This window comes from Vibrio sp. 1F169 (genome assembly GCF_041439605.1).
GTDB lineage: Bacteria > Pseudomonadota > Gammaproteobacteria > Enterobacterales > Vibrionaceae > Vibrio > Vibrio tasmaniensis_A.
Window position 1 is genome coordinate 132820 of the sequence record NZ_JBGOOI010000005.1, and the last position, 12783, is coordinate 145602.

Below are 12783 nucleotides of genomic sequence, written 5' to 3' on the forward strand. Positions count from 1 at the left end.
GTCTCGATATCGCATCGAGACTCTTTTTTAATCTATTTATACCGACTCTCCCGCCTCGTCCTCTTCAACCACATCGGTTTCTAAGTTCGCTTCTGCCAACCATTTTTGTACTGATGGGCTGTTGAGCACACGTTGCTGATACTGTGATGCCTTCTCTGAAAGTTGGATGCCATAGGTTTCTACGCGCAATGCAAGGGGGGCAAACATCGCATCGGCAATCGACCATTCACCAAACAACCAACCTTCTGGATATTGTTCCATTTGCGTCGACCATATGGCATCAATACGGGCGATGTCTTTCAATGCCTCTTCACTCAAAGCAAGCTTTCGTTGAGCGCGGCAGTTCATCGGCATTTCATTTCTTACGGCAAAAAATCCAGAGTGCATCTCTGCAGAAATTGCTCGGGCATGGGCGCGTTCTTTCACTGATTTAGGCCATGCTGCGCCGTCCAAGTAGGCTTCGTTGACGTATTCGAGAATCGCCAGTGAATCCCACACCGCAACGTCACCGTCAACCAGGGTTGGAACTTTGGCTGTTGGTGTCACTGAAGCTAGTGTGTCGTAGAAATCAGAGGTGAAAAGCTTGAGCTTAATGACTTCCGGATTCAGGTTGTAGTTGTCGAATATTAGCCATGCGCGCAATGACCAAGTTGAGTAGTTCTGGTTTCCAATATAAAGCTGCATCGTTGCTTCCTTGCGTTTAGTGGGTATGCTTTGAGACTTAGGGTAAGGTATAAGCCTTAGGGGTATGCATTTGAGCTTAGGGGATTGTATTGCGGCGCACTAACGGATAATTTTGATGCAATACATTAATAAAAACGATGGGTGGTGATTTCAATATGGATATTGATGCTTTGCGAGGCTTTCTCGCGTTTGTAGAAACCAGTAGCTTTACTCGTGCTGCGAAACAGATCAATCGCACCCAATCGGCATTCAGTGCGCAGATGCGCAAACTGGAAGAAGAACTCAACGTGACTCTTTTCCAGAAAGAAGGCCGTAATCTCGTGCTGACAGAGGCTGGCTTAGCGCTGCGTTCTCATGCGGAGCAGTTGGTCGCCCTCCACAATACCGCCCTCAAGCAAGTAAAGCGTTACGAAGACAAACAACCTTTAAGACTCGGTTGCCCTGAAGACTACAATGACACTATTCTGCCAAAAGTGATTCGCCTGTTGCAGAAAGCAGAACCCACCTGTTCTATTCAAGTATTCAGCCTACCAAGCATTACGCTCAGAGAGTGGTTGGATGATGGTAGGCTTGATGCTGCAATTGTCACCCGAGCGCCTGACAGTGAAGAGGGCTATTGGCTGACCAGTGATGTGGGTGTATGGATAAGCAGCCCAGACTATGTGTTCGATGATTCTAAACCCGTCCCACTAGCCTTGTTTCAGACCGATTGTAAGTATCACGCAGCAGCAGTGAATGGTTTAACTAAGCAAGGTACGCCTTATCAGTTGTTGGCGTGCAGTAATACCGCTTCGGCGCAACGTGCCATTGTTAAAGCGGGTTTAGCGATTGGCGCGATGGGTAAGCTGAGTGTGACTTCTGATTTGAACATTCTGGAAAATATGCCACCACTGCCTTCGGTGGATATTGTGCTGATCCTAGCGAGCAAACATCACCCAGTGTTAGACAAAGAAGTGCTTAACCAACTTGTGGAGTTGGACTCCAATTAGATTTTTGCTCGGTGAGGGTAATGTTGAGTGCGGAGCTAAAATAGATAGGCCGAGAACATGGTGTTTCACGAAGAACGTTGCGTTTCTCCGAAAACATAGTGTTTCTCGGCCTAGTTATTGTTAGACGTTGTTGGTAATTAAGAAAGCTTGAACTTACTCAGTTCACCGTGTAAATCTCCGGCTTTCACTGTCAGCTCATTACTGATTGCTACTGATGATGTCATGGTGTCCATCACTTCCACTGCTGTGTCATTGATGATCACTACATTGCGGTTAATCTCTTCTGACACAGAGCTTTGCTCTTCAGCCGCGGAAGCGATCTGATTGTTCATGTCATTAATCACTTTAATCGCTTGGTTGATTTCAGACAAGGCTTGATGTGCAGCTTCGGTTTCACTTTTTGTGTTGTTCGCTTGATTCTGGCTTTGCTCCATCAGTACCACAATAGATTGAGTCTCTTGTTCTAAGCGAGCCAACATAGAGCGAATCTCTTCTGTTGAACCTTGAGTTCGATTCGCTAGGTTACGAACCTCATCAGCAACCACTGCAAAGCCTCGACCAGCCTCACCTGCACGAGCTGCCTCAATCGCGGCATTCAGTGCAAGTAAGTTAGTTTGCTCTGCAATGCCACCAATCTCGCTCAAGATACCCTGAATAGCGGTGCTCGAATCGACTAAGTTCTGTGTTTGTTGCTGCGCATCGTTAACCTGTACAGCCAAGCTGTCTACAGCACTGGCGGCATTGTCCATGCGCGTCATACCATTGAGACTGTTGCTTTGCACTTGGCTTGCAGCTGCCGCTGCTTGAACCGCTGAGTTCGCCACTTCTTGCGCTGTTGCACTCATTTCATTGATAGCGGTGGCAAGTGAGTTCACTTCGTTAACTTGAGAATTCAGCTGGTCACGTGAAACTTCAGCACGAGCTTGGCCTTCTGTCGCGTTTTTATCCACTTGGTCAGCCGTTACCATCACGGTAAGTAGCATCTCTTGTATGCGAGATAGGAAGGTATTGAACCAGTGTGCAAGCTGAGCGGTTTCATCCTTACCTTTCACTTCAATGCGATAAGTTAAGTCACCTTCACCCTGTGCTGCATCTTTAAAGCGTTCCACTAAGTTGTTCAAAACCTTGCCCAAAGAGTTAGCAATGAATGCCATTGAGGCAATGCCTAGAAGAGCGGCGATGATTCCCGCCCACACACCTTTTTCAAGTGCTTTTGAATTCTGAGCATCACTCCACTCGGTGTAGTCATTGACGCTTTTGGCTAGGTGACTACTAGGGACAGACACCATGACTACCCATGGCGCATCACTGGTATCAATGGCAGTAATCGCGTACTCATCGCCGCCGAAAGTCACAAGACCGGCGCCTTCTCTGTTAGCGATAGACTGAATCTTTGACCATTCAGATTCCAATTCAGAAGAGACTTTTTTACCCACCATATTTCCAGCTCGGCTGTTGGCCAGTGTAATGCCTTTCCATGAAGTGATTAGGATTTTTCCTTGACCATCAAACAGGTTACGCGCAAGTAACTCACTTTGGCTTTGGAGTTCATGTAGGGATAAATCAAAGCCTAGCGAGCCGATGATTTTTCCGTCATGTTTGATTGGTTGGCTGATGGTGGTAATGAGCTCTTGTTTGCCGCGCACTGAATAAAAATACGGTTCCATCACAAACGTTTTACCTGTTTGATATGGCATTAAGTGCCAGTCATCTTTGCGCTCACCGTTGCTGTTGAGCTCGGTATTGCTAAAGCTTTCCATTGCGACAGCATCAAAGCTGTTCTGGTCATTGGGAGAGAAGAAAGGCGCAAGGTAGCCCTGACTGTTAAAACCTAACTCAGTGTTTGAGCTTAACTCGATGTTTGAGCCAGATTCGATATTCGAGTCTGATTCTGTGTTAATGCTCAGTTCCGTGTTCGAGTCTTGTTGGTTATCTGAAATCAGCGACGTCTCTGAGCCATTTTCGCTGTTCACGTTGAGCTCGTTATTCAAGACTGACTGTTGTGACCATGTCTTATCCTCCCAAACCATGTAACCCGCAAATACAGCTTTGTTTTGTGCTTCCAGTGCCGCAGTAAACTGTTTCACGATAAGCTCTGCACTTGCGTCGGTTTCTGAACTTAATTCGATGATTGAGCGCACTTGCTTAAGGTTCGCTAATACAGGGTTAAGCTGGTTAGCGATGTTCAAACCTTGTTGAAGTGCCGTGTTTTGTAAATCCGTAGCAGTGGCCTCTGTCAGCTGCGTTTTTACTTTTTCAGTGACTTGTTTATTCACATCGGTAAATGCGTTGGTCGTCATTCCCATGGCGATTAACAGAGTGAAAGCCATCGCTCCGCCCGCACTCACCGCAATTCGCGTTCGTATACTGTTAAACATATTATCTCTCTAACCAAATAGTGGTAGTTTTTCAGAGATTTTAAACAAGATACGTGAATGGAAAATTCTAAATAATGAACACAATAAGAATAGGGTGATTAAAAATATAAATAGGATGGTATAACGCTCCGGATTATGTCTTTTAGAGAGGAGCTATAAGATAGGTGTATGGCTGTTTTTATTCTATTATCTAATTGTATTTGTTGATATTTTATACTTGATGCCGTTTTTAATTTCCGGGTAAATCAGGAGGTTGTAGTTTGAGGGTGTTCTGGATATATATTACTCATTATATGACATCAGTCACATTTTAATTTCATCCGAAGTGTGGAATACCCACTTAAAAAGTATGTATTTATACTTTGCAGACTAAATTCAAGTAACTGGGCCATTGATCATCTTGATTAATAAAGAATCCCCAAGCTCTTTAGCTTTCGATAAATGGTATTGCGGCTGATCCCCAGTATTCTCGAAGTCTTGCTGATGTTGCCTTGGTTCGCTTGATAGGTTTGTAGCAAAGTTTCCTCAACGGTACTTCTTAAATCGTTATTCGTTGTGCCTTTGGTGGTATTTTGAGTCGTCAGTTGATGCTGATTATCTTGCGCTAATAACGTGAGATGTTGAGCAAGATGGCTAGGTACATGTTCTAGCGTGAGTTGTGGTTCATCACTTGCCAATAGAGCAGCAACCTTAAGTAAGTTATCTAATTCACGGATATTACCGGGCCATGAATAGGCGCACAGCAAGCTCATTAAGTGCGGGCAGATTGTCTGTTCGTCTTCTGCGTATTTACGGTGAATGTGCTCGATTAAGGCGTGCTTGTCTTGTCGGTGTTGCAAGCTTGGCAGAGTAAAGGCCAAGCCATTCAGGCGGTAAAAGAGATCTTGTCGAAACTCCCCCGTAGCGACCAACTGTTCTAGGTTTTTATGCGTCGCAGCGATGATCTGACAATCGACTTGGTAGCTCTGATTTGAGCCAACAGGCACTACGGATTTGTCTTGCAGAACATGCAGCAATCGACATTGAGCCTCCAATGGCATGTCGGCAATTTCATCGAGAAACAGAATTCCCTTGTCTGCTTGGCGGATCTTACCTTGGAAACCTTTGTGGCTTGCGCCAGTAAACGCGCCCGGCGCGTAACCAAACAGCTCAGATTCGATAAGATCTTTCGGCAGCGCACCGCAATTCACTGCTACTAGGGGCGAAGATTTACGTTGGCTTTGTTTGTGCAATGCTTTAACAAACTCGCCCTTACCGACCCCCGTTTCTCCTAAGATTAATAGGCTGATCCCTTTGTCGATAACCTTGTTGGCCTGCTGCCAAGCATGTTCAATTTGTTGTTCACCATGGTGCAAATCGCACGATGCTGAAATGGAACGCGTGCGTTTTGCAGTTGGTTGTTTGAGGTGCTGTTTCTCAAACACAAAGGGCGTGTCTAATGAGGTTCGGTTGAAGAGGGTATCTATGCATTCGCCTACGATCGAGGTTTGATCCAGCAGTTGAGAGGCGACCTGATTGTGCGCCACTACCTCACCAGCTTCATTGGCTATTACTATCCCTTGCCAACCACTGTGTAATAAAGATTTCTCACACGCGAGATCGATTCGAGTGGTGCCTTGTGGGATATGACTCAGAAGTTGATTTTCAACAAGCTGAACCATATTTTGAACCAGTAATTGCACCGAGCTGTCGTGTTGCTGTTGTTCACTGGTGATGTCCAATACGCCAACCATTTGACCTTGATGATCAAACACCGGGCTTGCTGAACAACTGATAAATCGATGCTGGTGGATGAAGTGTTGTTCGCCAATGATGGATACGGGTTTCGCTTCAACAATCGCGGTGCCAATCGCGTTGGTGCCCTTAAGTTGTTCCTGCCAACATGCTCCCGAGCTGAGTGCAATTGACGTCAGCTTCTCTTTAAACCGCTCTTGTCCCCAACTTGCCAGAATTACCCCTTCAATATCCGTCAGAATCAAACGACTGTCAGTGCGTGCAAACATCTGATTAAACAGAGGCAGAGCATTACGTTCGACGATGTGGATCAAGTCAGCCGATTGATGACGTCGCTGTTTAAGGAGCGATTGTGGCAGGCGAATGTCTTCGGGAAGTCGTCTCTGTTTTAGACCCGCTTCTGTGCTGCGGTGCCAAGAGGATGAAAGCCAATCTGAGGTGTTTGCTTGTTGAAGATGCATGACTGTTCCATGTCGTAACAGTGAGGGTGTACCAATTTGGAACAGTTGAACACTGGAGTGGTTTCCAGACGTCCGTTCAATGCCAACTCACTTTAGGTTGTAAACGTTTGGTAATCATAGTTTTACAATTTATTAACAACAAGTTTTGAAGTTCTGGCGTGTGATTTGCGTTGTTACTGTTGTGAAGAAAACACGAAGTATCAGTGTTTTAAACAGAAAGCATAAACATGGGCGTCTTGTCATGAGTTCTTTTCTCAAGACGAGCAGCCACAAAATAAGACAGCTCTCGCTCAATAACGAATAACAAATCTAAGAAGGATCTAACTATGATTTACGCACAGCCGGGTAGTGATAACGCAGTGGTTAACTTTAAAGCGCAATACGATAATTTTATCGGTGGTGAGTGGGTGAAGCCTGTCAGCGGCGAGTATTTTGATAACACTTCCCCAGTGAATGGTCAGGTGTATTGCCAAGTGGCACGCTCAACCGAGGCGGACATTAGCTTGGCACTCGATGCCGCGCATGCAGCTCGTGCAAGTTGGGCTTCGACCAGTGTGACTGAACGTTCGAACATCCTACTTAAAATTGCCGACCGCATTGAAGCGAACCTAGAAGAAATCGCAGTCGCCGAGACGTGGGAAAACGGCAAGCCTGTGCGTGAAACTTTGGCAGCAGACATTCCTTTGGTTGTCGATCACTTCCGTTATTTCGCGGGTTGTATTCGTGCGCAAGAAGGCAGCGCAGCAGAGCTCGATTCAAACACCGCAAGTTATCACTTCCCAGAACCTATTGGTGTGGTGGGGCAGATCATTCCTTGGAACTTCCCGATTTTAATGGCGGCTTGGAAACTGGCGCCTGCACTTGCTGCGGGCTGTTGTGTGGTGATGAAACCTGCCGAGCAAACACCGACATCGATTTTGGTGATGATGGAGAAGATCGCTGATCTTCTGCCTGCAGGCGTGGTCAACATCGTGAATGGTTTTGGTAGCGAAGCGGGTCAAGCGTTAGCAACTAGCGATCGTTTGGCGAAATTGGCGTTTACTGGCTCAACAGAAGTTGGCCACCATATCCTAAAATGTGCCGCAGAAAGCTTGATTCCATCAACGGTTGAGCTTGGCGGTAAGTCTCCAAACATCTACTTCCCAGATATCTTTAACCATGAAGACGAATACCTTGATAAGTGTGTCGAAGGCATGCTGCTTGCGTTCTTCAACCAAGGTGAAGTGTGTACTTGTCCATCACGTGTGTTGATTCATGAATCGGTATACGACAAGTTCATTGCCAAGGTGGTCGAGCGTGCTCAAACTATTAAACAAGGTAACCCGTTAGATACCGATGCTCAGGTGGGTGCACAAGCTTCTAAAGAGCAGTTTGATAAGATCTTGAGCTACCTAGAAATCGGTCGTCAAGAAGGTGCGAAAGTGCTAACAGGTGGTGAAATCGCGCAGCAACCAGATGATCTCGGCAACGGTTACTACATTCAGCCAACCATGCTGGAAGGGCACAACAAGATGCGTGTATTCCAAGAAGAGATCTTCGGCCCTGTTATCGCAGTAACGACGTTTAAAGACGAAGCTGAAGCGTTAGAAATCGCTAACGATACCGAGTATGGCTTGGGTGCTGGCGTGTGGACGCGTGATGCAAACCTAGCGTATCGCATGGGGCGCAACATTGAAGCGGGGCGTATTTGGGTGAACTGTTATCACGCTTACCCAGCTCATGCCGCGTTTGGTGGCTACAAGAAATCGGGCATTGGCCGTGAGACACATAAGATGATGCTCGATCACTACCAAAATACTAAGAACCTGTTGATCAGCTACGATACTAATCCGTTGGGTTTCTTCTAATACAGCTTCGTTCTAAAAGTATGAGAATGAATCATGGGTACAAAGAATAACTAACAACGCAGTTGGCTTAATTAAGAAAAACAAAAAGTAAAACCAAAACGCCCGATTCATTCGAATTGGGCGTTTTTATATCTGAATCGCTCTAGCTTTTCGAAAAGAAGATCTCTGGCTTGTGGACAGGGCCATAGTTGCCTTCTAACTGAGTGAGTTCCAAACCTTGCTTTCCTATCAGAGAACCGACCAATTGGCGGTTAAACGGGTAGCTGTCGGGGTTGTTAATATACTCTTCAACATCAATCCATTTAGCTTCTGCAATTTCATCAGTGTCTTGAATCGCGATATCTTGAGTTTGAGCGATAAGGTGACAAATAAAGTAGAGGTTTGATTTACCGAATTGATACGGGTGTCTTGTCGCCATGCCAATTACAGAAATGAATGTGGCTTTGATACCAGTCTCTTCCAAGGTTTCACGAACAACCGATTCTTCAATGCCTTCACCCAACTCAATATGGCCGCCCGGTAATTTGTAGCCTGTCATACCGTGCTCTTTAATCATCAGCACTTGATTATGTTCGTTGGTGATCAATGCGCCTGCGCCCAAGGTGTGGGTCGGAATGAAAGGCACGAACTCGACAATTTCGGATTTATGGATCAGTGTAATTTCGTCTTCCAAACAGTTGTGAAACACAAAGCCAAGCTCAGTCGCCACAGGAATAAGGTGCGAGAGAGAAATAGGCAAACTAATCCAAATGATGCCTTTGTTGTTCTGCTTTGAAAATTCGGTGATCTCGCTGAGTTCGGCATTGAATGAATCAGCATCGTGAGGTGCGGTTGCTGGGTCGATGATGATGCCGTTAAATTTGTCGAGCGTAAATTCCACTAGTGATCCTTTATTATTTTTGATTTATAGGGAGTCGAGCATAGATGGAGCTTATAACATCTTAAGGGCTTATAAAACCTGCTCTGCTTGTAGCATTTTTAAGAGCACGGCAGTGATGGGTAAAAACTGAGGGAGAGTGTAAAGCGGGCGGCTTGAAACAAAAACTGCGCTTGGAAGCCAAAGCGCAGTTTTAAAATAGGGTCTATTGGGATTCGACTCTAACGAATATAGTTCGCATCAATACTCACGTACCAGTGCTGCAGTTTGCCGTCGGCCTTTTTGATCCACAAATCATTGGTGTAGCTTTCGATCTTACCGTTAACCGTTAAACTGAACGTGTTCTCGTCGAATTCGCCAAGCTTCACGAACTGGTCTGTGGTAACCAGAAACGGGTCCATGTCGTCCACGCCAACCACATCTGAAATCACATAGTAGTGGTAAGTCAGCGGTTTGCTTGCATCATTCGGGTTGCTGCGATACGCCACAAGCTTGAATGGTTCCGTTAATGGAAGGTCGAGCGTTTGCTTGTCCATGGTCGCTGGAATCGGGATAAACAGCCAAGCGGTAAACAGACCGCTTAATAAAACCATCAGGAAGAAAAGAGTCTTAATTGCTTTCATAGCAACCTTCAAAATAGGTGATGTAGAAGACGCTATGGTAACAGGTTTGATTTGCCGATTGTAAGAGTATGAATAAGTGAAGGCGACACTGTCTGTTAGGAAACTTGAACGAATTGACACACTGTTCATAAGTCACTATCTACACTAGTGCGAGTGACCTTGAGATAGGTTGATCATCACAACACCTGCTGCCACAAATAACATACCAACCCACACCATAGTATCGAGGTGCTGGCGGTAAACAAACGTAGAAATCAAGCTCACGGTTACGATAGCCAAGCCCGCCCATAAAGAGTGAACCACACCTACAGGCATCCCTTTCATTGCTTGGCTCAAAAATAGAAATGCCGCCAAATGTCCTGAAATCACCAATAGAGCAGGGATGGGTTTAGATAAGCTGAAACCGTCGGTTGCTTTAAGTGCTACGTGAGAAAGTGCTTCCGCCATCACGCCCATCATTAAGAAAAACCAGCTCATAGTCGTACCTTTTAGTTGTATTGTTTTTTGTTGGTATAGCGGGGTATTTGAAAGTGTTAATCGTTGTTGCTGCTCTTTAGCAACAGCGTATTTGCCCAAACAGCAGGCATAAAAAAGCCCACACCTCACGCTTTTGCAAGGTGTGGGCTAAATCGGTGTGACTACTTGTTTAGGTAAGCAGCGTGGAACTCAATATGCTCATCAATAAAGCTAGAGATGAAGTAGTAGCTGTGGTCGTAACCTGGCTGCATACGTAGCTCTAAATCGGCATTGGTTACCTTAGCTGCTTCGACCAATTGCTCTGGCTTTAGCTGCTCAATTAGGAAGTTGTCCGCTTCGCCTTGGTCAACCAACATTGGCAGTTTAGTGCCTTTGGTTTTTAGAAGCTCAGAGGCATCGTAGTGCTTCCACTCTTCAATATCTAAGCCCAAGTATTGGTTGAAGGCTTTTTGTCCCCAAGGGCATTGCATTGGGTTGGTGATTGGGCTGAATGCCGAGATAGAACGGTAGCTATCTTCGTTTTTGATACCAATCGTTAGGGCACCGTGTCCGCCCATGCTATGACCAGAAATCGATTTCACTGAAGTCACAGGGAAGAAAGACTCAATAAGTGCTGGTAGCTCTGTTACCACGTAATCGTACATGTGGTAATGGCTGTCCCATGGTGCTTGAGTGGCATTCACATAGAAGCCTGCACCTTGGCCGAGATCGTAGCTTTCATCGTCGGCAACGCCTTCGCCGCGTGGGCTTGTATCAGGTGCAACAATAGCAATGCCTTGCTCAGCCGCGGCTTTGAACGCGCCGGCTTTTTGCATGAAGTTTTCATCGGTACAGGTTAAGCCTGATAACCAATACAAAACAGGAACTGGGTTTTCTTTGCTTGCGTTAGGCGGCAAGAAAATCGCAAAACGCATGTTGCAGTCAAGCGTTGCAGAAAAGTGGGTGTATTGTTTGTGCCAACCACCAGCAACCTTTGCTTGGCTAATGTTTTCGATTGTCATCTATTGTGCTCCGTTAGGTTGATGGTTTTAGGAGTAACTTGTCTATGTCATTTAAAGTTTCACCACCCACCGGGCAGGAGGTGGTGAAGACAGTTTGTTGCTTTTCATTTATAACTTTGGCCTCGATGCTCGAAAGAATCGAGGCCAAGGAGAATTATTTATCCATGTGTAGAACAGTACGGATAGATTCACCTTTGTGCATTAGGTCGAATGCTTCGTTTACGTCTTGCAGACCCATTGTGTGAGTGATGAACTCTTGAAGACCAAACTCACCTGCCATGTAGCGGTTAACGATTTCTGGAAGCTCAGAGCGGCCTTTAACACCACCGAAAGCAGAACCACGCCATACACGACCAGTCACTAGTTGGAATGGACGAGTTGCAATCTCTTGACCTGCACCCGCAACACCAATGATTACTGATTCGCCCCAACCTTTGTGGCAGCACTCAAGTGCTTGACGCATCACGTTTACGTTACCAATACACTCAAAAGAGTACTCAACACCACCGTCTGTCATCTCAACGATAACGTCTTGGATTGGTTTGTCGAATTTAGTTGGGTTGATGCAGTCAGTCGCGCCAAGCTGTTTTGCTAGCTCGAATTTGCTCTCATTGATATCAACACCGATGATGCGGTCAGCACCAGCCATGCGAGCACCAATGATTGCAGAAAGACCGATACCGCCTAGGCCGAATACAGCAACGTTGTCGCCTTTTTCAACTTTAGCTGTGTTTAGTACAGCGCCCATACCTGTTGTTACACCACAACCTAGAAGACAAACTTCTTCAAGTGGTGCTTCTTTGTTTACTTTCGCTAGAGAGATTTCTGGAAGTACTGTGTACTCAGAGAAAGTAGAGCAACCCATGTAATGGAAAATCGTTTCGCCATTGATAGAGAAGCGGCTTGTACCGTCTGGCATTAGGCCTTTACCTTGCGTTTCACGAACCGCTTGGCATAGGTTAGTTTTACCAGATTTACAGAACTTACATTCGCCACATTCAGCTGTGTAAAGTGGGATAACGTGGTCGCCAATCTCAACACTTGTAACGCCTTCGCCGATCATCTCAACGATACCGCCACCTTCGTGACCAAGGATTGAAGGGAAGATACCTTCTGGATCGTCACCTGATAATGTGAATGCGTCAGTGTGACAAACACCAGTAGCAACGATGCGAACTAGAACCTCACCAGCTTTAGGAAGTTGTACATCAACTTCTTCCATTTTTAGTGGCTCGCCAGCTGCCCATGCAACCATTGCTTTTGATTTGATATGAGTTTGACCAGGTTTAATTTCGATTGTCATTGGATGTTTCCTATATATGTCAGTACAGCGGATAACCGTGCAATTAGCTTCAACCCGTTAAGCGTAGTTGAGCTTAATTGTTTCCGCTCTCTCGTTTTGTTGGAGCCAGTATAGGTGCGAGTGAATGTTTTGATAATCCCCTTAAATAGAAAATTATTATTACGTATTTGTAATAATCGGTGTGTTCAGAGGAGTTCGGAGAGAGGGGGATTACTCAGAAAATCTAAGGACACAGTAAACAGGAACTATGTAGGTAAGACATTTATTAGAAACAAATGGGACGTAATTTAATAGCCTATGTGATTTGGTGTGGTGGTCATCAACTTGTTTAGAGTTTTGTGAGTTATTAAGGGCTGTGATTACCGAGGGAGGTTGACGGTCTAAATACCGAAGGATTCTGTCGTTGCTT

General features: G+C 45.6%; 9 protein-coding genes and 2 pseudogenes. 2 read left to right on the plus strand and 9 right to left on the minus strand.

Translation table 11 applies throughout. The features are described from left to right. Positions 1-36: 36 nt before the first annotated feature. Positions 37-684, minus strand: a complete 648-nt coding sequence (locus tag ACED53_RS03870) for a glutathione S-transferase family protein (RefSeq protein WP_017101316.1) — start codon at positions 682-684, stop codon at positions 37-39. A 137-nt stretch (positions 685-821) separates the two neighbouring features. Between ACED53_RS03870 and ACED53_RS03875 the strand changes: the two genes are divergently transcribed. After that, positions 822-1673 (plus strand): LysR family transcriptional regulator, encoded by an 852-nt coding sequence (locus ACED53_RS03875; RefSeq protein ID WP_017101317.1) that lies wholly within the window; start codon positions 822-824, stop codon positions 1671-1673. Positions 1674-1810: 137 nt separating this feature from the next. Here the strand turns inward: ACED53_RS03875 and ACED53_RS03880 are convergent. From ACED53_RS03880 to ACED53_RS03890, 3 genes and pseudogenes are all read right to left on the minus strand, one after another. Next, positions 1811-3517 (minus strand): annotated as a pseudogene (locus ACED53_RS03880) (methyl-accepting chemotaxis protein); the annotation flags it as partial. Positions 3518-3661: 144 nt separating this feature from the next. Next, positions 3662-4051: pseudogene (locus ACED53_RS03885) on the minus strand (methyl-accepting chemotaxis protein); the annotation flags it as partial. A gap of 404 nt (positions 4052-4455) precedes the next feature. Continuing rightward, complete coding sequence (locus ACED53_RS03890; protein ID WP_017101319.1) at positions 4456-6246, minus strand: sigma-54-dependent Fis family transcriptional regulator; 1791 nt, start codon at positions 6244-6246, stop codon at positions 4456-4458. Between the two features lie 326 nt (positions 6247-6572). On the opposite strand from ACED53_RS03890, the gene ACED53_RS03895 reads away from it, so the two are divergent. Beyond that, positions 6573-8093, plus strand: a complete 1521-nt coding sequence (locus ACED53_RS03895) for an aldehyde dehydrogenase family protein (protein WP_017101320.1) — start codon at positions 6573-6575, stop codon at positions 8091-8093. Positions 8094-8235: 142 nt separating this feature from the next. On the opposite strand, the gene ACED53_RS03900 is transcribed toward ACED53_RS03895, so the two are convergent. The 5 genes from ACED53_RS03900 to ACED53_RS03920 all read right to left on the minus strand — a co-directional run bounded on the left by ACED53_RS03900 (position 8236) and on the right by ACED53_RS03920 (position 12374). Beyond that, positions 8236-8973: an NUDIX domain-containing protein gene (locus ACED53_RS03900; protein WP_017101321.1), complete on the minus strand. Its 738-nt coding sequence runs from the start codon at positions 8971-8973 to the stop codon at positions 8236-8238. A gap of 218 nt (positions 8974-9191) precedes the next feature. Further along, a complete protein-coding gene (locus ACED53_RS03905; protein ID WP_017101322.1) occupies positions 9192-9593 on the minus strand; it encodes a hypothetical protein in 402 nt (133 codons plus the stop codon). A gap of 144 nt (positions 9594-9737) precedes the next feature. Continuing rightward, positions 9738-10070, minus strand: a complete 333-nt coding sequence (locus tag ACED53_RS03910; protein ID WP_012601126.1) for a multidrug efflux SMR transporter — start codon at positions 10068-10070, stop codon at positions 9738-9740. A 161-nt stretch (positions 10071-10231) separates the two neighbouring features. Continuing rightward, on the minus strand, positions 10232-11071 hold the full coding sequence (gene fghA, locus ACED53_RS03915; RefSeq protein ID WP_017099111.1) for an S-formylglutathione hydrolase: 840 nt from the start codon (positions 11069-11071) through the stop codon (positions 10232-10234). Between the two features lie 154 nt (positions 11072-11225). Beyond that, positions 11226-12374 (minus strand): S-(hydroxymethyl)glutathione dehydrogenase/class III alcohol dehydrogenase, encoded by a 1149-nt coding sequence (locus ACED53_RS03920; protein WP_017099110.1) that lies wholly within the window; start codon positions 12372-12374, stop codon positions 11226-11228. Between the last annotated feature and the right edge of the window lie 409 nt (positions 12375-12783).